Below are 20,484 nucleotides of genomic sequence, written 5' to 3'. Positions count from 1 at the left end.
GATCACTCCGCTAGGCGGTGGGTGGCGTCGCGAACAGTGCCGACGAACTCCTCCACCAAGTCTTCCAGGGCGACAATGCCGACCGTATTGCCGCGGCTGTCCACCACGCGTCCCAGATGGGAGTTGGTGCGGCGCAGGCGCGCGAGAGCCTCGAAGAGGGTGGAACCGAGGCTCAGGGTCGGCAGCGGGCGAATATCGGCGCGGGGGATGGGGGTTCCCGGTCCGGCGTCATCATCGGCGACCAGGTCGAGGACGTCCTTGACGTGCAGGTAGCCGACCAGAGAGCCGTCCGCCGCCCGCACCGGGTAGCGGGAGAACCCGGTTTCGGCCACAGCGGATTCGATATCGCCGAGGGTGGTCCCGTCACCACGCAGCGGCACCGAGCGAGCCTTGGCCAGCGGCACCATCACATCGGCGACAATGCGATCGCTCGAGCCCAGCGCCTGGGTGAGGCGGCGATGCTCCTCCTCATCGAGGAGTCCCTCCGAACGGGATTCGCCGAACATCTCCGCCAGTTCATCGGAGGAGACGGTGGAATCCAGTTCATCCTTCGGTTCGATACGCAGCGCCCGCAGCGTCAGATTCGCGGCGAAGTTGTAGACGAAGATCAAAGGCTTCGCCAGTCGCAGCCACATCAGATGCAACGGAACCAGCAGCAGCGCAGAGCGTTCCGGCCCTGCTAGGGCGATGTTCTTCGGAATCATCTCGCCGAGCAGGATGTGCAGGATCACCACGATGGTCAGCGCCAGCGCGAACGAAATCGGGTGCAGCAGTTGTTCGGGCACGCCGATCAGATCGAATGGCCCCGAAATCAGATGCGCCACAGCCGGTTCGCCGACACGACCCAGCAGGATCGAGCAGATGGTGATGCCCAGCTGTGCCGCGGCCAGCATCATGGACAGATTCTGGGCGGCCTCGATCACCGTATTGGCGCTGCGCTTGCCCTGTGCCGCAAGGGCTTCCAGGCGGTCGCGGCGCGCGGAGATGAGCGCGAATTCGGCGGCCACGAAGAACGCGTTGCCCAGCAGCAGCACGAACGTCAGCAGCACCGCGTAGAGGTCACCCATGAGTGTGCTCCCAGATCGCGAGGGCATCGGCGTCGACGGGGCGGATCAGGATCCGGTCGAGGCGCCGGCCGTCCATGCGCTCCACCTTGGCGATCCAGCCGCCGCGGGTATGCGGTTCCAGCGGGTGGGGGCCATTGCCGGGTTGCGGCAGCAGGACCTCGTCACCCGTGACCGGGATCCGGCCGAGACGGGTCAGCACCAGGCCGCCGAGGGTTTCGTATTCGCCCTCGGGAGCGTCGTATCCGGTGGTGCGGGAGACTTCGTCGATGCGCAGCAGGCCGGAGCAGTTCCAGCCCGCGGCGGTGCGGCGCACATCGAGCTCCTCCTCGTCGTGCTCATCGCGGACATCGCCGAGGATCTCCTCGATCAGGTCCTCCATGGTGACAATGCCCGCGGTGCCGCCGTATTCGTCGACCACCAGGGCCACCTGCATGCCGTCGCGGCGCACCCGATCGAGCACCTCATCACCGTCGAGGCTGGCGGGCACGATCGGCACCGGCTGCGCGATGGTCTTGAGCTTGCAGGTGCGGCGCTCGGAAATCGGATGCAGGAACGCCTGTTTGATGTGCACCACGCCGAGCGTGTTGTCGAGATCGCCGTCGATGACCGGGAATCGGGAGAACCCGGTCTCGCGGGCGGCATCGATGAGATCGGAGATGGTGTCGTCCTGATCGAGGGATTCGATCTTCACGCGCGGGGTCATGAGCTCCTCCGCGGTGCGCTCGCCGAATTGCAGCGAGCGATCCACCACCTGCGCCGTGCGCTGATCGAGCGCGCCGTGCAGCGCCGAGGTGCGCACCAGCGAGCCGAGTTCCTGCGGCGAACGCGCCGAACGCAATTCCTCCGCCGGTTCGATGCCCAGTCGGCGCACGGCCCAGTTGGCCGACCCATTCAGGAAATTGATCAACCAGCGGAAGGCGGTGGAGAACCAGATCATCGGCCCCGCGGTCTGCCGCGCGACCGACAGCGGTGACGCGATGGCAATGTTCTTGGGCACCAGCTCGCCGTAGATCATGGACAGCGAGGTCGCGATGATCAGCGCCAGCGCCAGCGAAACACCGTGCACGGCAGGGCCTTCCAGGCCCAGTGCGGAGAACAGCGGTTCGAGTAGTCGCGCCAGTACGGGCTCGGCGATATAACCGGTGATCAGCGTGGTGATGGTGATGCCCAGCTGCGCGCCGGAGAGCTGGAACGACAGCGTGCGATGCGCCTGACGCACCTGCCGGGCGCGGCGGTCGCCCTCGCGGGCGTGCGCCTCCACGGTGGAGCGTTCCAAGGCGGTGAGGGAGAATTCCGCGGCCACGAACAGCGCGGTACCGGCGGTCAGTGCGATGAAGCCGAGAAGACTGAGAACGGTGAGCACGGCCGACAAGGTCAGCACCACCCGGCCGTTTGCAGTGCTGGGAGAACGATGGCGCCGGGTTTGTCACCCGGCTCGGTAGAGGAGCCCTCCTGTGCGGCGCCCTCGGACGCGGGTGACAACTGGTTCCTTTCGGTGGGTGGTGTCGGTGTGGCCCGACAGCGGTCATATTACCGGCTGCCGCGCCGTGTTTCGCGTGACGGGTCCGGACAGCGAGGCCCGGCGAATCTCGCGCGACTCGCCGGGCTTCGATGTGCGGTACTACGTGCGGAGGATCACCAGCCGGACGGCAGCGGGCGACCCTCGGCGAATCCAGCGGCGGACTGCACACCCAGCACGGCCCGCTCGTGGAACTCGGCGATGGTGCGCGCGCCCGCGTAGGTGCAGGAGCTGCGCACACCGGAGGTGATGTGGTCGATCAGGTCCTCGACGCCCGGACGCTCGGGATCCAGGCGCATGCGCGAGGAGGAGATGCCCTCCTCGAACAGCGCCTTGCGGGCCCGGTCGAACGCGGAATCGGTGGCGGTGCGGGCGGCGACGGCGCGCTTGGAGGCCATGCCGAAGCTCTCCTTGTAGCGGTTGCCGTCGCGGTCGACGCGCAGGTCGCCGGGGGACTCGTAGGTGCCCGCGAACCAGGAGCCGATCATGACATTGGCGGCACCGGCGGCCAGGGCCAGCGCCACGTCACGCGGATGCCGGACGCCACCGTCGGCCCACACGTGCTTGCCGAATTCCTTGGCGGCGGCGGCACATTCGGCGACCGCGGAGAACTGCGGGCGACCGACACCGGTCATCATGCGGGTGGTGCACATGGCGCCGGGGCCGACACCGACCTTGATGATGTCCGCACCGGCCTCGATCAGATCGCGAGTGCCATCGGCGGAAACCACATTGCCCGCGGCGAGCGGGACGCCCAGCTCCAGGCTCGCCACCGAGCGCAGCGCTTCCAGCATCTTCTGCTGGTGGCCGTGCGCGGTGTCCATGACCAGCACGTCGGCACCGGCATCGACAAGAGCCTTGGCCTTGGCCGGGACATCACCATTGATGCCGACCGCGGCGGCGATGCGCAGCTGGCCATTGGCGTCGACGGCGGGCTGGTAGATGCCCGCGCGGATCGCGCCGGTGCGGGTCATGACACCGGCCAGGGTGCCATCGGTGTTCACCAGCACGGCGACGCTGGTGTGCGAGGCATCGAGCAGGCCGAAGATGTCACGCGGGGAGGCATCGGCCGGAGCGGTCACGAAATTGGTTTCCGCGACGGTGCTCAACCGGGCGAAGCGGTCCACATCCGAGCAGGACGCCTCGGTGACGACGCCGACCGGCTTGCCGTTCTCGACCACGACGACCGCACCGTGCGCGCGCTTGTGAATCAGCGCCAGCGCATCGGACACCGACTGCTCCGGATCCAGGGTGACCGGGGTGTCGGCGGTGAGCGAGCGGCTCTTCACGAACGAAATGGTGTCCGCCGCAGCCTGCATCGGCAGATCCTGCGGCAGCACCACGATGCCACCGCGGCGCGCGACGGTCTCGGCCATGCGACGGCCCGCGACGGCGGTCATATTCGCGACCACGAGCGGAATGGTGGTGCCGGTGCCGTCAGCCGAAGACAGGTCGACATCGAAGCGCGATGCCACGTCCGTCCGGCGCGGTACCAGGAACACATCGTCGTAGGTCAGGTCGTAGGGCGGAGTCTGCCCGGGGAGAAACTGCACGGTTAAGCCGCCTCATAGGTTTGACGTGGGGTTATGGTGGTGGCCATGCTACGGAGGCAGGTTCAAGGCACTACATAACCGAACAGTGCTTCAACCTGATGTCACACATGCAGCGGTCCAGTGTAGTCGGCAATCCCCGGCATGGTCGCCGCGCAGTCGCTCCGTGTGCCGTCGCTCACGCTCCCTCGGGTATGAACAGCGCCTCGAACGGGCCTTCACCGACCGCGACGGTGGTATGCCCGCGGCCCTCGGTATCGGTGACGAACAGCAGGTCACCGGGGCTGAAGCGCCTGCGATCGCCATCCGAGGCGGTCACTTCGAGCACTCCGCGCAGCAATACCACCCACTGCCGGGCGGGGGCGGGATGCGGTTCGCTGTCGAATCCCCCGCTGCGCAGGAACGACACTCCGGCCGCGGACGACAGGCCGCCGACCGCCATGGCCGGGACACCCGCGGCGAGAACCCTTTCCGCGAGCGGGATTTCGGCCTCGATGAATCGGGAACCACCAGCGGGTGTGCTGTCGATCCGGGTGTAGCGGAGGGGCTGGGCCGCGGTGCGGGTCTGCTCTTCGATCACGCCGCCGACTGTGCCCGGCGCGGCGGGTCGGCGCGATTCCCTCGCGGGAATGACCGGACGCCGAATCGATCCAGCGAAATTGGTTTGCTGGCGGATCGCCGCAGGGCGCGAATCGCCTCGAGCAATCGGTGTGTTGCTGAGGGACCCCGCGCGTGTCGAAAGGTCAGCGGCGGCGGGTGGAGTCCGGTTTGCCGCGTTTCTTGGTGTGCTTGCGGCTTTGGCCGTGGGGGGTGGGACGGTGGGCGGTTTGGGTGGACTTCGGATCCGGTTGTGCCGCAGCGGGTGTGGGGGGTGTAAGGGGGTTCTCCAGGGGGCGACCGGAGGGGCGGCGGGCGCCGGTGATCTCGGCGAGGCGCTGGTCGCCGGAGCGGACTTCGACGTCGGTCATGGTGATCGAGGCGCGGCGGGTGAGTTGCTCGATCTCCTCGCGGTCGTCCGGGGTGACGATGGTGACCACGGTGCCCGCGGCTCCGGCGCGTGCGGTGCGGCCCGCGCGGTGCAGGTAGTCCTTGGGGTCGGCGGGCGGGTCCACGTGGACGACCAGGGAGACGTCGTCGATGTGAATGCCGCGCGCGGCGATATCGGTGGCCACCAGGACCGGGGCGGTGCCGTCCGCGAAGGCCGCGAGGGTGCGGTTGCGCAGGTTCTGCGCCTTGCCGCCGTGTAGGCCGATGGCCGCGATTCCGGCCTCGCGGAGGCGGTTGACCAATTTGTCCGCGCCGTACTGGGTGCGGACGAACAAGAGGGTGCGGCCCTCGCGGGCTGCGATCTCGGCGACCACCATGCGCTTGTCGGAACGGCGGACATGCAGGGCGTAGTGGGTGATCGCGGGGGCGTTCACCGAGCTGCTCGCCGAGCGTGGGCGAGCCGAATCGGCGGACTGTGCCGCCGCCTTTGCGGAGACCGTGCCTCCAGCGGAAGTCTCAGCGCCCGAGGCTGTTTCGCCCGAGGTTGTTCGCTCGGTGCCAGAACCCGGCTGTCCGGTGGCGGCAGCCTCGGCGGCCTTCGCGACCGGTGCGGGTCCCACCGCATGTGACACCGGTGTGCGCATGTAGCGCTGCACCAGCGTGTCGATCATGTCGTCCAGGGTCGCGGAGAAGAGCAACTTCTGCGCCTCGGCGGGCACGCGATTCAGCACGGCCGTCAGCTGCGGCAGGAAGCCGAGTTCGGCCATGTGATCGGCCTCGTCGATGGTGACGACCCGAACCTCGGAGAGATCGGCGGCACGACGCCCGATCAAGTCGGTGAGGCGGCCCGGGGTGGCGATCAGCAGGTCCACGCCGCGCGCGAGGCGTTCCTCCTGCTTCTTGATCTGCAAGCCACCGACGGCGGTCGCCAGGCGCAGGCCCTGCGAGAGCGCGGGTTCATCCAGCGCGGTTTCGATCTGGATCGCCAGCTCACGGGTCGGAGCCAGGATCAGCCCGCGCGGTTTGCCCGGAGCCGCGGGCTTGCCGCGGAGGTTGACCAGCATGGGTAGGCCGAAGGCCAGGGTCTTGCCGGAACCCGTTGCGGCGCGGCCCAGGACGTCATGGCCCGCGAGAATGTCCGGGATCACGGCCGTCTGGATCGGGAACGGTGTTTCGATCCCATTGCGGCGCAGGGATTGCACCAGCACGGGCGGCAGGCCGAGGTCGGCGAAGCGCGGCGCGGCGGCCGCTCGCGACTCAGGCACGAGAGATCAATCGGCTCAGCTCGGTCAGCCAGGGGATGGCCACGGCCAGGGTGGGGATGACCAGAATCGCGGTCGCGGCCAGGTAGGCGGCGCTGGCGATGCGCAGATCGCCGATCGGCCCGGCCAGCCGCTGAATACGAATCAGGGTGGTCGGTCCGCCGACCGCCATCGCACCTTGCGGGGCAGTGGAATTGGAGCAGGCGACCAGCGCGCGCGCCAGCGGAGTCGGCCCGGTGACCTTCACCGCCGAATCATCGGCGAGCAGTTCGATCAGCAGTTTCACCGAATCCAGCGCGGATTTGGAGCGCACCACCCGCGGGAAGGCCTCGTGCGCGGCGGTGAACGCCTCCAGCACGAGATCGTGGCGGGCGCGTAGGTGCGAGCGCTCATGACTGACGATTGCGGTCAGCTCCTCATCCGAGAGATTGGTGACGGTGCCTTGGCTCAAGACGACGCGGCGTCGCAGACCCGGCAGGCAGTAGGCAATGGGTTCGGTGGCGGCCAGCACCCGGATATCGGCCGATTTGCGTTGCACCCCGCTCTGATCCAGCAGGTCGACCAGCATGCGGTGCCGCGCCCGGCGACGACGCGTGTGGATGCCGACCCGGATCGCCGACCAGATCAACCGCGCCCCGATGAGCAGGGTGAGCGCGAAGACGGCGACGAGGGCCAACCATAGCGGAAGCCCGAGCGCGTCGATTTCCTTGCTGGGCGTAGTGGTCGGCCGCCCGTCCGGTCCGGGCACCAGTAGACGACTGGCGATGGCGAGCCCGGAACCGAACGCGGACAACACCGCCGCGAGCGCGATGGCCTGCCACAGCACCAGCGCGGCGCGCGGACTGCGATAGGGCCAGGTGGCTTTGGAGAGCAGCGTCGGGGCCGGTCCCGCCAGAAACAAGGCAAGACCGGCAAAGACCGGCGCTGTCACGTCCATTTCCTCAGCTCACTGCGTTGTGGGGCCTGGGCCGAGGCTACTGCTGTTCGAACCCCCGGATTATTCCCCGGGTTCCTTACGCGACGCCTCGTTGGCTTCGAGCTTAGCGAGTGCATCGCGCAGTGCGGCAGCCTCGTCGGCTCCGACCTGTTCGACGAAGTGCACCAGGGCCGCGCGCCGGCTGCCCACTTCGTCTGCTTGTTGCAGCGCATCCACCATGAGGCTGGCGACGAGTTCGTCGCGAGTGTGCACGGGGGCGTAGCGATGGGCGCGGTCGTCGCGCTGCTGGACGACCAGATTCTTCTTCGCGAGGCGTTGCAGAACGGTCATCACCGTGGTGTACGCGAGTTCGCGACGCTGGGCGAGGGCTTCGTGGACCTGCCTGACCGTCTGGGGTTCATCGGCCGACCACAACTGGTCCATGACCGCTTTCTCGAGTTCACCAAGTCCTGCCATTCCACAAGTTTACGGAGGCAACGACACAAATGCGTACTACAGGTCGTCGTAACCGGCTGGTTGCTGTGTGGTATTGGTCATAGCTCGGCGTGTGCGTCACGAATATGGCGGGTGCCGATGGGCACGATCATGGGCCGACCGGACACCGGATCCTCCAGAACTTCGGCGCGGAGGCCGAAAACTTCCCGCAAAAGATCGGCTGTGACAATGTCGGCGGGCTCGCCCTGCGCGATGATCCGTCCCGCGCACATGACGATGAGCTGATCGCTGTAGCGGATGGCCAGATTCAGATCGTGCAGGACCATGACGACCGTGCGGCCGTAATCGTCGTGCAGGCGATCGACCAGGTCGAGGACCTCGAGGGAGTGGGCCAGATCCAGATAGGTGGTCGGCTCGTCCAGGAGCAGGATGTCGGTGCCCTGGGCGAGGGCCATGGAGATCCAGGCGCGCTGGCGCTGGCCGCCGGAGAGTTCGTCGAGGGTGCGTCCGGCCAGATCGGCGATGCCGGTCTGTTCCAGCGCGGCGGCCACTTCGGTCTCGTCATCGGCGGACCACTGCCGCAGCCAGGACTGATGCGGATGACGTCCGCGCGCAACGAGATCCGCCACGGTGAGACCTTCGGGAGCGACCGGAGTCTGTGGCAGCATGCCGACAATGCGCGCGATGTCCTTGGTCTTCATGGTGGATATGGCCTTGCCGTCCAGCACGACTCGGCCGTTCTTCGGGCGCAGCAGGCGGCCCAGGGACCGCAGCAGCGTCGACTTGCCGCACCCGTTCGGCCCGATGACCGTCGTGATCACGCCGGGCTGGATATCCACCGAGAGACCGTCCACGATCACCCGATCGCCGTAACCCAGCGTGATGTCCTCCGCGCCCAGCCGATGCGCCGCCGAAACCTGATGGTCCGCAGAGATGGTCACAGTGTCGCCTTCCGGTTGGTGCGAACGAGCAGAAAGAGCAGGAACGGTCCACCGACCGCGGCGGTCACCACACCGACCGGCACGGAGAGGGGAAAGACGGTGCGCGCGATCAAGTCCGCGCCCACCACGGCGATGGCGCCGACCAGCGCGGAGGCGATGATCGGCTCACCGGGCGTGCGCAGCAGGCGGCGCGCGATCTGCGGCGCGGCCAGGCCGACGAACCCGAGCGGCCCGACCGCGGCGGTCGCCAGCGCGGCGCAGACCACGGCCGCGCCGATGAGAATCGCCTGCTGCGTTTGGATTCGGACGCCCAGCACGCGGGTGGTATCGGTGCCGAAGCGCAAGGTCGCGAGGGTGCGGGCGGATCCGGCGGTGACCGCCAGGGCGATGACTAGGCCGATGGTGGCCGGAACCAGGGTGGACCAGTCGGCGGTGTTCAGCGAGCCGGTCAGCCACTGCTGCGCATGCGCCGCATCGGTCAGGGTGGCGCGGGTGAGCAGCCAGCTCACCACCGACAGCAGCGCCGCATTCACGCCGATTCCGATGAGTACCAGGCGAAATCCCATGACGCCGCTGTCGCCGGTGGCGGTTCGTCCCCAGGCCAGGACATAGATGAGGACCGCGGTCAACAGCCCGCCCGCCAGCGCGGCGAAGGAAACTCCCAGTGCCGCAGCCACACCGGTGCTCGCGCCGCCGACTCCCACCAGTACGGCGACGGCACCGACACTGGCACCGGAAGTGATTCCGAGAATGTCGGGGCTGGCCAGGGGGTTGTGCAGGATCGATTGGGTCACCGCGCCCGCCAATCCCAGGGCCGCGCCGACCACCACCGCGGTCAGCGCCCGTGGCAGCCGCGAATCCATGATCACGAACCGCTGTGCACGAGTTCCCCCGCCGCCGAGCACATCCAGCACTCGCCCGAGCGGAATCCGGAACTCGCCCATCGCGATATCCAGCGCGAACAATCCGAGCAGGAGGGCGACGAGCCCAATCACCGTGAGCAGCGCGCTGATTCGCAGCACCGCCGAGAAGCCGCCGACGCGTACGGCCGGGCGGACAGTCGTAAGGCTCACAGGCTGACCAGCTTTCGGCGGCGGACCAGGAGGATGAAGAAGGGCGCGCCGAGGGCGGCCAGGGTGAATCCGGCTTGGAGTTCGCCGGGCCGGGCGATGAGCCGTCCCACGGTGTCGGCGATCAAAAGGACCAGGGCTCCGAGCAATCCGGAATAGGGGACCAGCCAGCGATAGTCGGGGCCGGTAATGGATCGGGCCAGGTGGGGGACGATCAAGCCGAGGAAGGCGATGGGTCCGACGGCGGCGGTGGCCGCGCCCGCGAGCAGAACCACGGCGAGCAGCCCGAGGGTGCGGCTGCGGGCCAGGTTCACGCCGAGGCCGCGAGCCACATCATCGCCGAGGCTGAGCAGATTGAGGCCGGGGGTGGCCGCGAGCGCCAGGACCGCGCCGACGATCAGGAAGGGCAGCACCTGGCGAAAGACCGAGGAGTCGTGCCCGGCCACATCGCCGACCACCCAATACCGGTAGGTATTGAGAGCGGTGCCGTCCATCAGCACCACGACATTGGTCATGGCCTGGAGAAATGCGGTGACGGCCGCGCCCGCGAGGACCAGCGATAACGGACTGGCCTTGCCGCCGCCCAGCGAGGACACCCCGAAAACCACCACACCCGCGAGCAGCGCGCCCGCGAAGGCGAACCAGATGTATTGCGTGGGTGAGGTCAGCGCGAGCAGATGAATGCTCAGCGCCGCCAAGAAGGCCGCGCCCGCATTGATGCCGAGCAATCCCGCGTCAGCCAGCGGATTCCGGGTATAGCCCTGAATGAGTGCACCCGCCATGCCGAGCGCGAGTCCAGTGATGAGGGCGAGTCCGGTTCGGGGCAGCCGCAATTCGCGCACGATCTGCGCGGCCGATCCGTCGGCGGGGCAGGTGAGCGGCAATCCGCCCGGACAGGTGAGTGCTTCGTACACCGTCTGCGGGGACAAAGCGCGTGATCCGAGAGCGATGCTGGCGGCCACTGCGACGAGCAGCAGAACGCCCAACAGAAGAAGTCCGGACAGACGTCGCCGTCTGGTGGTGACTACGGCGGGCACGGTGACGAACTACTCCTGACGCATTCATTGCTCAATTTAGTCTGGTAAGCCTAACCTATCTTTCGTTTCGGCCGGAAATGTCGATGATTGAGGAGATTCGAGTGCCCGAACCCGTAACCGTTTGCCTGCCTCGTGGTCTTGAAAAGGGCCCAGTGAGGATCGCCTTCAACCGCGCTTGTGCGCGGCTGCGCAACCTGCAACCCGAGCACCCGCGTGTCTACGCCGTCGCGCCCATGGCTGAACAGGGGAAACGTCGCTGGTGGCGGCTGGCCGACGGGATACGCGAGGGTCGCATCGAGGTCATGTACCGGCGGCACGCCGCCGAGATGAGCAATGCCGATATCGCCGCCGAGGTGGTGGCCACCGCGCTGATCCATGCGGTCGTGGGCCGGGTCATGGCCATGGTGGTGTCGGAGGGGCGGGCCTGGGATCCGGGCCTGGAGAACCTCTGGATCCACACCGACAATGACGGCGGCATCGACTGGGCCGGGCTGGCGGACACCACGATTCGCGTGGTCGATGGCGACCGGTTGGGATCCGAGGCCGGTGTGGTGACGCTGCCGTGCGAGCCCGCCATGTACGTCTGGCTGGCGCATCGCTGCGAACCCGCGCTGACGCTGATCCAGGAGGCCATGCTGCGCTGTGCCGGGTTGGGGGTGCGGCGATTCTGGTCGCTGGTCGCGGAATCCATTGTGGGTGCGGCGACTTACGTTCCGGCGCTGGCCAACACCTCGTCGGTCGAGGGTGCGCGTCGTGGACAGGCCATGCTGGCGGCGCTGGAGGATCGCGGACTGCCGGTCCGTAGGCCGGTTCGATTCTGAGTCGAGTCCTCGAAGGACTTGATTTGTTAGGTAAGCCTGACCTACACTCGGAATCGGCGTTGGGGACCGAGTGAGAGTCACGGAGGGCTGCCGGAGACCCCCGGTCCACTGCCGCGGCGGGTTCCCCTTTCCAGGGGAGCCCGCCGCCTTCGTTTTCCGGGCCTGTGCCAATGTGATCGCATGACCGACGATTTCTCCTCGATCAAGTCCATGGCCGACGTGACGCCCGAGCTCATGACCAAATTCAGCGAGGGCACCTTCTCTGATCTCATCGGCGTGAAGTTCACCGAACTCACCGGTGACCGCGTGTCGGCGGAATGGGTGGTCACGCCGCAGCTGCATCAGCCCGCCGGGATCGTGAACGGCGGCGTGTACTGCACCGTCATCGAGACCCTCGCCAGCGTGGCGGGCAGTGCTTGGCTGGGCGAGAAGGGCACCGTGGTGGGTGTCAACAACAACACCGACTTCCTGCGGGCCGTGCGCGAGGGCGTGCTGCGCGGAGTGGCCGAGCCGGTGCATCGCGGGCGCTCGCAGCAGCTGTGGGTCGTGGTGATCACCGATGAGCAGGATCGGACCGTGGCGCGCGGTCAGGTGCGGTTGCAGAACATGTACGCGCAGGGCTGAGTCACGAACGCGCAGGGCTGATATCGCGAAACATCCAGGTAACAGGGGTCGTGTCAAATAACCGACGACCCTGCCCACCCTCGACGAGGAGCCTGAAATGCGACTGTCGCCGCACGAGCAGGAACGCCTGCTGCTGAGTTACGCGGCCGAATTGGCCCGGCGGCGGCAGGCCCGCGGATTGAAGTTGAATCATCCGGAGTCGATCGCGCTGATCGTGGATCACGTGCTGGAGGGGGCGCGCGACGGGCGGACCGTCGCGGAGCTCATGGCTTCCGGGCGCACGGTGCTCACGCGTGACGACGTCATGGAGGGCGTGCCGGAGATGATTCATGACGTCCAGGTGGAGGCCACCTTCCCGGACGGCACCAAGCTCGTCACCGTCCACCACCCGATCGGTTGAGGTCGATGATTCCTGGCGAATACCTCTGTGCCGAAGGCACTATCGAGCTGAATTCCGGTGCCGACCGCATCGAGGTCGATGTGGTGAACACCGGTGACCGGCCGGTTCAGGTCGGCAGTCATGTGCATTTCCCGCAGGCCAATTCGGCGCTGCGCTTCGATCGCGAGGCCGCGCATGGGCGTCGCCTCGATATCCCCGCGGGCACCGCGGTGCGATTCGAACCCGGTCTGGGGCAGCGGGTTTCGCTGGTACCGCTGGGCGGCACACGTGAAGTGCATGGAATCAGCCTCACTCCTCCCGGAAAGCTGGATGCCTGATGGCCGAACTCTCCCGCGCCCGTTATGCCGAGCTCTTCGGGCCGACGACCGGTGACCGAATTCGGTTGGCGGACACCGATCTGCTGATCGAGATCACCGAAGACCGCAGTGGCGGACCGGGACTCGCCGGTGACGAAGCCGTATTCGGCGGCGGCAAGGTGCTGCGTGAGTCCATGGGCCAGTCGCGTGCGACTCGCGCCGAGGGGACTCCGGATACCGTCATCACCGGTGTGGTGATTGTGGATCACTGGGGAATCATCAAGGCCGACATCGGTATTCGAGACGGCCGGATCTGCGCCATCGGCAAGGCCGGTAATCCCGACACCATGACCGGGGTGCATCCGGATCTGGTGGTCGGGGCCTCGACGGAGATCATCGCCGGTAATGGGCGGATCGTCACCGCCGGTGCCATCGACTGCCATGTGCATTTCATCTGCCCGCAGCTGCTCGACGAGGCCATGGGCGGCGGCATCACCACGCTCGTCGGTGGCGGTACCGGACCGGCCGAGGGTTCCAAGGCGACCACGGTCACGCCGGGCTCGTGGCATCTGGGCCGCATGTTGGAGGCGACCGATTCCTGGCCGGTGAACATCGTGCTGCTCGGTAAGGGCAATACGGTGCGTCCCGAGGCCATGTGGGAGCAATTGCGCGGCGGCGCAGCCGGTTTCAAGCTGCATGAGGACTGGGGTACCACCCCGGCGGCCATCGACGCGTGTCTCACCGTCGCGGATGCGTCGGGCGTGCAGGTGGCATTGCACTCGGACACGTTGAACGAGGCCGGATTCGTCGAGGACACCCTCGCGGCCATTCGCGGGCGGGCCATTCACTCGTATCACACCGAGGGCGCGGGCGGCGGCCACGCGCCTGACATCATCACGGTCGCTTCGCATCTCAATGTGCTGCCGAGCTCCACCAACCCGACCAGGCCGCACACCGTCAACACCCTCGACGAACACCTCGACATGCTCATGGTGTGCCATCACCTGAGCCCGTCCATCCCCGAGGATCTGGCCTTCGCGGAGAGCCGGATTCGCCCCTCGACCATTGCCGCAGAGGATCTCCTGCACGATATGGGCGCGATCTCCATGATCGGCAGCGACTCCCAGGCCATGGGCCGCATCGGCGAGGTCGTCATGCGCACCTGGCAGACCGCGCACGTCATGAAGCGCCGCCGCGGCGCGCTCCCCGGTGACGGTGCCGCCGACAACAATCGGGTCCAGCGCTACGTCGCCAAGTACACGATCTGCCCCGCCGTCGCCCACGGCCTCGACCACGAGATCGGTTCCATCGAGGTCGGCAAGCTCGCCGACCTGGTCCTGTGGGAGCCCGCCTTCTTCGGTGTCCGCCCACACGCGGTCCTCAAGGGCGGCATGATCGCCTGGGCCGCAATGGGTGACGCCAATGCCTCGATCCCCACCCCGCAGCCGGTCCTGCCGCGCCCCATGTTCGGTGCCTCGCCGATCGTGGCGGCGGGTTCATCCCTGCACTTCGTGTCGGAAGCGGCCATCGAGGACGGCCTGGCGAATCGCCTGCGCGTGAACCGGAAGCTGGTCCCGGTCGCCAATGTCCGCAAACGCACCAAGGCCGATATGCCCCGCAATGAGGCCATGCCCCGCATCGAGGTGGACCCGGACACCTTCACCGTCCGCATCGACGGCGAGGTCTGGGCCGAGGAACCCGCCACCGAACTCCCAATGGCACAGCGCTACTTCCTCTTCTGAGGTCCTTACCGGCCACCGTGTGGGAAATCCCTCGTGCCGAGCGCAATGCTGGGCGCGCATTGCACGTGGTGGCAGACTTCGGATATGACGAAATCCGACTGGGCTGAAGTGGATCACTACCTCGTCAATACGCTGGTAGGGGAGGACGATTCGGCAACGTTGCAAGCAAATGCGGCCGCCGGCCTCCCCGCCATCGACGTCTCCCCGCCGCAAGGCAAATTCCTCTACCTCATAGCCAAGTCCACCCGAGCCCGCCGAGCCCTCGAAATCGGCACCCTCGGCGGCTACAGCACCGCCTGGCTGGCCCGCGCCGTCGGCAAATCCGGCCAGGTCGTCACCCTCGAATACGAGCCGAAACACGCCGAAGTGGCCCGCACCAACCTGGACCGAGCCGGAGTGGGCGACCGCGTCGAAATCCGCGTAGGCGCAGCCCTGGACACCCTCCCCGTCCTCGCGGAGGAGAACCCCGAGCCATTCGACCTGGTGTTCATCGACGCTGACAAGGTCAACAACTCGAACTACGTGCAGTGGGCCCTGCGCCTGACCCGCCCCGGTTCGGTCATCATCGTCGACAATGTCGTCCGCAACGGCGCGATCTCCGACGCCGCCACCACCGATCCGGCGGCCCGCGCCAGCCGCGACGTCATCGAATTGATCGCCGCCGAACCCCGCCTGGACGGCACCGTCCTTCAAACGGTCGGCTCCAAAGGCTGGGACGGCCTCGCCTATGCAGTAGTCCTAGGCGACGACGACTGACCAAAAGCAATCTCGAGGGCTGAGGGAGCTCTGATGGTGGGAATCGGAGTGATTTCCCTCCACTAGAGCTCCCTCAGTGGTCTAGGCGCTGCGCCGCACCGGATTAACTGTCGGTGCGGGTTGGCGGTTCGACGTGCCGCAGCCCGGTCGTGGTCGCGGCGAGCATGCCGTGGGTGTGGTGGGCGGCCAGGTCGTTCACCGCACCCACAGTGTTGTCGCGGCCTGCGACTGTGCCGGTTTCGGCATCGAGCCAGAGCACGCCCGAGTCCAGGCCGATCGCCAGCCAGGCTCCGTCCGGTGTGAAACACAGTGACGCCGAGGTGGGTTGGCCGGGGGCGCCTGTGATTTCGTCGTCGACGAGTAGGTGCCAGGCCGGATCGCCGGTGTGTGTCCACGTGGTCGCGACCAGTCCGCGGTATCCATTTGCTCGGCCGCGGCCGTAGTCGGGCCGAACCCAGGTCGCGAATTGGGTTCCGTCCGGTGTGAACGCCAGATCCGAGATGATCTCGCTGGTCCTGGCGGTCGGGAGATCGTCCTCGAGTTCGTAGCGTTCGCTGAGCGTCCCGTCGTCGGCGACGTCCATTACGGTGAGCCACCAGCTGCCCTGCATGGAATTGCCCACGGCGAGCAGCTTTCCGTCCGGGGAGAATCGCGGCTCGACGCTCCAGTCGCCGAATCCGTATGGCTTGCAGACGATCTCGCCACGCTCCAGATCGATCAGATGCACCTGCTCGCACGAGGGGGCCGCCAGAAAGCGGCCGTCGGGTGAGAGCGCCGGATTGGCGTACATGCGATCGGGCAGCAGCGCGGGGGAGACCTCCCGGAATCTCCGTGGAGCCGCCCACCTGCGCAGCTGGACCGAACCACGGTCGGCGAAGGCGATTTCGGACGCGGCGGAAGCACCATACGGCCCGTTCATCGTGGTACGCCTGCTGATTCGGATGACCTCGATCGGCTCGGCCACCGGCTCCAGCCGCCACCGCACTAGCACGGTACCGGCGAACAGGGAGGTCAAGGCCTCCGGTCGCTCCGGATGCGCGGCGACCCGCGTCTGCGAGGCGACGGCGACCTCCGCGGCATCGAGGTGTACCGAACGTCCCCGTGCTCGAACCATGCCGAGCATTCGATCGTGCAACTCCCGTGCGCCGGGCTGACCCATGGCACCGCGTTCGCGGAGCAGATCGGAAGGCAGGGCACCGAATTCGTCACGGAGCGCGGGATCCGCGCCGCGATCGAGTAGTAGTGCGGAGACCGCAACCCAGTCCGCATCGGCGGCCACGCACTCCGCCGCGAGATGCAGCGGCGTTCTGCGCGCCTTGGTCTGCGGTGCCGCGCCCGCTTCGATGAGCATGCGGGCGATGGGCGCGGTCGCGGCCATATCGAGAGGGGCTCGTCCGTGCCGGTCGAGTGTCGTGAGATCAGCGCCCGCGGCGAGGAAGGCGTGCACCACGTCGGCGCGATTCGTGCTCAGCGCGACATGCAGCGGCGTCTTCTCGAGATACAGTGCCGTCAATCCGGCGCTCCCGGCGGCGGCTGCCAGCAGCTCCGCCACCGCACCGCTCGCCGCCCAATGCAGAGCATTGTCGCCAGTGTCCCGGTGCGCGAGCGGGTCGGCACCGCGTTCGAGCAGCTCCCGCACCAGCGGTGCGGAATCGGCTCGCCAGGTGGCCGCGATCAGCGGGGTGATGTTCATCCAACCCCGGACATTCACCAACTCCGGTGCCGCGTCCAGCATTTCGGTCACCTGCTCCAGATCCCCGGCCTCTGCGGCCTGAATGATCGGGTGATTCTCGCGCACTGTTCCCCCTGACCCGAGCTGTGATCGGCAACCTACCGGCACCGGTGTGACCTGCCAATTCCTTTACTGGGGCGGGGTTCAGGGTTGGCGGCCAGATCTTCCCAGTAGTCGACATAGGCCTGTTCGTGCTTGATTCCGAGGCTGAGGATTCGGGCTCGGGAGGTCGCTTGGGTGGGGTCGGTGGGGTCTATTTCGGCGTGGAGTTTGCGGTAGAGGTCGAGCCAGCGGCGGTGTTCGGTTGCCTGGGTTCGGGCCAGGGCTACAACGTCTTTCGGGTCGCCTAGGTCGGCGAAGAAGAGTTTCAGTTGGGCGGGGTCTCGGGTTTCGGGGGGTGGGGAGGAAGGGTCGGCGAGCCAGTGGGTGAGGGCTTCTCGGCCTGCCTCGGTGAGGTGGAAGATGCGGCGGCGGCGGCCGGAGTCTTCGGTTTCTTCGTGGAGGAGGCCCTGGTCGGCCAGGCGTGGGGGGACTCGGTAGAGCTGGGCGTGGGGAATGGGCCAGAAGTAGTCGACGCTGTCTTCGATTTTGGCTTTGAGTTCGTACGGGGTGAGGGGGCCGTGGCGGGCGATCAGGCCCAGCACTATCTGGTCTTGGGGGCCGAGATCGGGCATGGCGCACTGCCTTTCGATTCCAGGGGTTGACACCGTATCAGTGAGACTATAGTTTAGTTCCAGCGAGACGGTATCACTGAGACTATCTAGGAGTGCAGATGCGCGAGTTCGGCATCGAACTGTTCAACCGTTGGACCGCCTTTTGGAATGGCGAGCTGGAGTTGGCCGAGGAGATCATGGCTCCGGAATTCACGCTGCGGTACGCGCAGCCGGGGGCCGACGCCTACGACCACATTCATGATCCGCAGGCCTTTGCCGCGAAGATCGAGAATCATCGAAAGTTGGTGCCGGGCTTGGAGTTCACGGTGCAGGGCACACCGGTCATCGAAATGGACGACACGTTGACGGGGTTGGTGGCGCGACCGTACGGGGCTCGATTCACGGGAGCCGATGGCGCGCCGGTGAATGTGAGCGGCACGGACATTCTCCGTACGAAGGACGGAAAGATCGTGGAGGTGTGGTCGGCGTCCGGCGGGCTGATCGGGCGGAGTTACTACCCGGAGGGCTGAGCGGTAGCCGCGACAGCAGAGAATGGGCGCATGTCGAAGCGCCGGAATTCTCGTCCGATTCCCAAGGATTGCCCGTGTGGGCTGCCCGCGCAGTATGTGGACTGCTGCGGGCGGCTGCACCGCGGTGAAGCGCAGGCCACGACCGCGGAGCAGTTGATGCGGTCGCGGTACAGCGCTTTCGCGGTGCGGGACGAGGCGTATCTGCTGCGCAGCTGGGATCCCGAGACTCGGCCCGCCGAGGTCGATTTCGATCCGGCCATGCGGTGGGATCGGCTGGAGATTCTCGGGACCACCGGCGGGAGCCCGTTCAATACCGAAGGGACCGTGGAGTTCCGGGCGCACTATCGGGCCGAGGGTGCGGCGGGCGTACTGCATGAGGACAGCCGGTTCCGCCGCGTCGACGGCGCGTGGGTGTATTCGAGCGGAGTGATCGGGGGCTGAGGCCCGCTCAGTGCGGGAATGCCATGAGGCCGAGGGTCGCACCGAACGGGTCGGCGATCACACCCACCCGTGAGGGGCCGGGAAAGTCTTGGGGCGCGGACACGATCGAGCCGCCGAGTTCCACCGCGCGGGCGGCGATGGCGTCGCTGTCGTGCGCGTGAATCGTGACGCTCCACTTGGGTGCCGGTTCGCCGGGGGCGGCGATGTGTGAGCCGCCGAACTCCCCGCGGCCGGGGAGGGAGAGCGCCTGGTAGGGGTTCTCGGTGGCGGTTTCCCAGGCGGCATTGCGGACGTCCCAGTCGAAGACCTCGGCGTAGTGGGCCATGGCGTCGGCGGGATTGCGCGGGGTGGTGTATTCGATCCAGATCGGATTGCCGGGCTGGCCGATCCGTTCGGAGCCGGGGTCGGTGATCGGGTGCGTGATGCCGTAAGCCGCGCCGTCCGGGTCGGCGAGGATGGCGAACTCCAAGCGGCCGAACACATCCGTCGGTTCGATGTAGACGGTCGCGCCCGCGTCGACGGCGGCCGTGGCGGTGGCCTTGGCATCGGCGACCGTGAAATACGGCAGCCAGATCGACGGCTTCTGACCGCCATCCGGGGTTGCGGCGGACACGATGCCCGCGACCTGCGCACCGTCCTGCCGCAGCATGGTGTAGTGCCCGGCTTCGGCACCCTGGTCTTCGGCAGTCCAGCCGAACAGGGCGCAGTAGAACTCGGCGGCGGCGGGGATATCGGGTGTGGTGACGTCGAACCAGCAGGGTGCGCCCGGAATGAAAGCAGTCATGTCATCTCCTCGTCGTTCGGGACTAGAGCGCACGCGCGCGGTCACGCCGGATCGCGGCCCGTGCAATGGTGCAGACGATGCGAGCCGGGCGGATTAATCGGTGCGGGGAGAGAACCGGGATTCAGCCCCGCCGGGCGCGGACCTCGAAGCCGTCGCAGAGTGCGGTCAGCCCCGTTTCGAGCAGGAGTGCCGGGTCGAGCAGGTCGGCTCCGCCGATGCCTTCCAGGCCGGCGAGCGCCGGTGGTGTCGGGAAGGCCGGCGTTCCTCGCAGGAGCGCTCTGAGTCCGGAGATCTCCTCGGTTTCGGGGTCCTCCTTGGGTAGCAGCCGGGCGCTCACCTGCTGGAGCGCTACGCCCGAGATGTAGCTCCATACCGACAGTGACATGAGGGTTGCTTCGCGGGTGTCCACCCCGAGTTCGGTGAATCCCTCGACCAGCCAGCTCAATACGATCAGACTGTGCTCGCCGAAGTTGTAGCGCGGCACGGCGAAGGTGAACAGCACCCACGGATGTTCCTGGTACAGCTGCCAATCCACTTCGGCGGCGATGCGGGCGCGATCGCGCCAGGTCCAGTTCTTGCCTGCGGGGTCCGGGTAGGTATTGCGCCGAGAGACCTCGTCGGTCATGGCGGCCAGCAGTGAGTCCTTATTGGGCACGTGCCGGTACAGAGACATGGCTCCCGCGCCCATGCGGTCGGCGATGCGACGCATGGAGAGCGCATCGAGTCCTTGCTCGTCGGCGAGGGCGATGGCGGTATCCACAATGGCCGCGCGGGTGAGCTTCGCCTCTGTCATCGGATGAATTCTTCCCTTTCGCGCACGAATATGCGTACACTGTACTCCTGATCGTGCGTACGCCGTACGCGCAATCTCTTTGAACATCCTCAGCCGTGCAAGCCCGA

At 67.1% G+C, this 20,484-nt stretch carries 22 protein-coding genes; 8 read left to right on the top strand and 14 right to left on the bottom strand.

Features of this window, described 5'->3' with window-relative positions; genetic code table 11:
• Positions 1 to 2 precede the first annotated feature (2 nt).
• The 10 genes from AB0N05_RS26970 to AB0N05_RS26925 all read right to left on the bottom strand — a co-directional run bounded on the left by AB0N05_RS26970 (position 3) and on the right by AB0N05_RS26925 (position 10,805).
• Positions 3 to 1,067, bottom strand: a complete 1,065-nt coding sequence (locus tag AB0N05_RS26970) for a hemolysin family protein (RefSeq protein ID WP_364698704.1) — start codon at positions 1,065 to 1,067, stop codon at positions 3 to 5.
• Positions 1,060 to 2,439, bottom strand: a complete 1,380-nt coding sequence (locus tag AB0N05_RS26965) for a hemolysin family protein (RefSeq protein ID WP_364699117.1) — start codon at positions 2,437 to 2,439, stop codon at positions 1,060 to 1,062. Before AB0N05_RS26965 ends, AB0N05_RS26970 begins: the two co-directional genes overlap by 8 nt.
• Before the next feature lie 263 nt (positions 2,440 to 2,702).
• Entirely contained in the window at positions 2,703 to 4,139 is a 1,437-nt protein-coding gene (locus tag AB0N05_RS26960; protein WP_364698702.1) for a GuaB1 family IMP dehydrogenase-related protein, read from the bottom strand.
• A 175-nt stretch (positions 4,140 to 4,314) separates the two neighbouring features.
• Positions 4,315 to 4,716 carry a cupin domain-containing protein gene (locus AB0N05_RS26955; protein WP_364698700.1) on the bottom strand — a complete coding sequence of 134 codons (402 nt, stop codon included), beginning with the start codon at positions 4,714 to 4,716 and terminating at the stop codon, positions 4,315 to 4,317.
• A 163-nt stretch (positions 4,717 to 4,879) separates the two neighbouring features.
• Complete coding sequence (locus AB0N05_RS26950) at positions 4,880 to 6,388, bottom strand: DEAD/DEAH box helicase (RefSeq protein ID WP_364698698.1); 1,509 nt, start codon at positions 6,386 to 6,388, stop codon at positions 4,880 to 4,882.
• Positions 6,381 to 7,322 (bottom strand): M48 family metalloprotease, encoded by a 942-nt coding sequence (locus tag AB0N05_RS26945; RefSeq protein ID WP_364698696.1) that lies wholly within the window; start codon positions 7,320 to 7,322, stop codon positions 6,381 to 6,383. The genes AB0N05_RS26950 and AB0N05_RS26945 overlap by 8 nt, the downstream gene beginning before the upstream one ends.
• A 60-nt stretch (positions 7,323 to 7,382) precedes the next feature.
• A complete protein-coding gene (locus tag AB0N05_RS26940) occupies positions 7,383 to 7,778 on the bottom strand; it encodes a BlaI/MecI/CopY family transcriptional regulator (RefSeq protein WP_364698694.1) in 396 nt (131 codons plus the stop codon).
• 77 nt (positions 7,779 to 7,855) lie between these two features.
• Complete coding sequence (locus AB0N05_RS26935) at positions 7,856 to 8,692, bottom strand: ABC transporter ATP-binding protein (protein ID WP_364699115.1); 837 nt, start codon at positions 8,690 to 8,692, stop codon at positions 7,856 to 7,858.
• A gap of 2 nt (positions 8,693 to 8,694) precedes the next feature.
• Positions 8,695 to 9,771 (bottom strand): iron chelate uptake ABC transporter family permease subunit, encoded by a 1,077-nt coding sequence (locus AB0N05_RS26930; RefSeq protein WP_364698692.1) that lies wholly within the window; start codon positions 9,769 to 9,771, stop codon positions 8,695 to 8,697.
• Positions 9,768 to 10,805, bottom strand: coding sequence for an iron ABC transporter permease (locus AB0N05_RS26925; protein ID WP_364698690.1), 1,038 nt, complete (start codon positions 10,803 to 10,805; stop codon positions 9,768 to 9,770). The genes AB0N05_RS26930 and AB0N05_RS26925 overlap by 4 nt, the downstream gene beginning before the upstream one ends.
• 233 nt (positions 10,806 to 11,038) lie before the next feature.
• On the opposite strand from AB0N05_RS26925, the gene AB0N05_RS26920 reads away from it, so the two are divergent.
• The 6 genes from AB0N05_RS26920 to AB0N05_RS26895 all read left to right on the top strand — a co-directional run bounded on the left by AB0N05_RS26920 (position 11,039) and on the right by AB0N05_RS26895 (position 15,444).
• Positions 11,039 to 11,626 carry a hypothetical protein gene (locus AB0N05_RS26920; protein WP_364698688.1) on the top strand — a complete coding sequence of 196 codons (588 nt, stop codon included), beginning with the start codon at positions 11,039 to 11,041 and terminating at the stop codon, positions 11,624 to 11,626.
• Positions 11,627 to 11,806: 180 nt separating this feature from the next.
• Positions 11,807 to 12,250 carry a PaaI family thioesterase gene (locus AB0N05_RS26915; RefSeq protein WP_364698686.1) on the top strand — a complete coding sequence of 148 codons (444 nt, stop codon included), beginning with the start codon at positions 11,807 to 11,809 and terminating at the stop codon, positions 12,248 to 12,250.
• 97 nt (positions 12,251 to 12,347) lie between these two features.
• Complete coding sequence (locus AB0N05_RS26910) at positions 12,348 to 12,650, top strand: urease subunit gamma (protein WP_364698684.1); 303 nt, start codon at positions 12,348 to 12,350, stop codon at positions 12,648 to 12,650.
• Between the two features lie 5 nt (positions 12,651 to 12,655).
• A complete protein-coding gene (locus AB0N05_RS26905) occupies positions 12,656 to 12,967 on the top strand; it encodes an urease subunit beta (RefSeq protein WP_364698682.1) in 312 nt (103 codons plus the stop codon).
• Entirely contained in the window at positions 12,967 to 14,688 is a 1,722-nt protein-coding gene (locus tag AB0N05_RS26900) for an urease subunit alpha (protein ID WP_364698680.1), read from the top strand. Before AB0N05_RS26905 ends, AB0N05_RS26900 begins: the two co-directional genes overlap by 1 nt.
• Positions 14,689 to 14,772: 84 nt before the next feature.
• The gene (locus tag AB0N05_RS26895; RefSeq protein ID WP_364698678.1) at positions 14,773 to 15,444 is read left to right on the top strand and encodes an O-methyltransferase; all 672 of its coding nucleotides are present in this window, start codon (positions 14,773 to 14,775) and stop codon (positions 15,442 to 15,444) included.
• 103 nt (positions 15,445 to 15,547) lie between these two features.
• Here the strand turns inward: AB0N05_RS26895 and AB0N05_RS26890 are convergent, their stop codons facing one another.
• Both AB0N05_RS26890 and AB0N05_RS26885 read right to left on the bottom strand, forming a co-directional pair.
• Positions 15,548 to 17,242 (bottom strand): ankyrin repeat domain-containing protein, encoded by a 1,695-nt coding sequence (locus AB0N05_RS26890; RefSeq protein WP_364698676.1) that lies wholly within the window; start codon positions 17,240 to 17,242, stop codon positions 15,548 to 15,550.
• Between the two features lie 32 nt (positions 17,243 to 17,274).
• The gene (locus AB0N05_RS26885) at positions 17,275 to 17,883 is read right to left on the bottom strand and encodes a PadR family transcriptional regulator (RefSeq protein ID WP_364698674.1); all 609 of its coding nucleotides are present in this window, start codon (positions 17,881 to 17,883) and stop codon (positions 17,275 to 17,277) included.
• Between the two features lie 65 nt (positions 17,884 to 17,948).
• On the opposite strand from AB0N05_RS26885, the gene AB0N05_RS26880 reads away from it, so the two are divergent.
• Together AB0N05_RS26880 and AB0N05_RS26875 are read left to right on the top strand one after the other, a co-directional pair.
• Entirely contained in the window at positions 17,949 to 18,359 is a 411-nt protein-coding gene (locus tag AB0N05_RS26880) for a nuclear transport factor 2 family protein (protein ID WP_364698672.1), read from the top strand.
• Positions 18,360 to 18,389: 30 nt separating this feature from the next.
• Entirely contained in the window at positions 18,390 to 18,800 is a 411-nt protein-coding gene (locus tag AB0N05_RS26875) for a YchJ family metal-binding protein (RefSeq protein ID WP_364698670.1), read from the top strand.
• A gap of 7 nt (positions 18,801 to 18,807) precedes the next feature.
• Here AB0N05_RS26875 and AB0N05_RS26870 read toward each other — a convergent pair whose 3' ends face one another.
• Both AB0N05_RS26870 and AB0N05_RS26865 read right to left on the bottom strand, forming a co-directional pair.
• Complete coding sequence (locus tag AB0N05_RS26870) at positions 18,808 to 19,584, bottom strand: VOC family protein (protein WP_364698668.1); 777 nt, start codon at positions 19,582 to 19,584, stop codon at positions 18,808 to 18,810.
• Between the two features lie 121 nt (positions 19,585 to 19,705).
• Positions 19,706 to 20,377 (bottom strand): TetR family transcriptional regulator, encoded by a 672-nt coding sequence (locus AB0N05_RS26865; RefSeq protein ID WP_364698666.1) that lies wholly within the window; start codon positions 20,375 to 20,377, stop codon positions 19,706 to 19,708.
• Between the last annotated feature and the right edge of the window lie 107 nt (positions 20,378 to 20,484).

The organism is Nocardia sp. NPDC051030, from assembly GCF_040683015.1.
GTDB lineage: Bacteria > Actinomycetota > Actinomycetes > Mycobacteriales > Mycobacteriaceae > Nocardia.
Note: the sequence above shows the minus strand (reverse complement) of the source record. Positions and strands in the feature narration are given on the sequence as shown.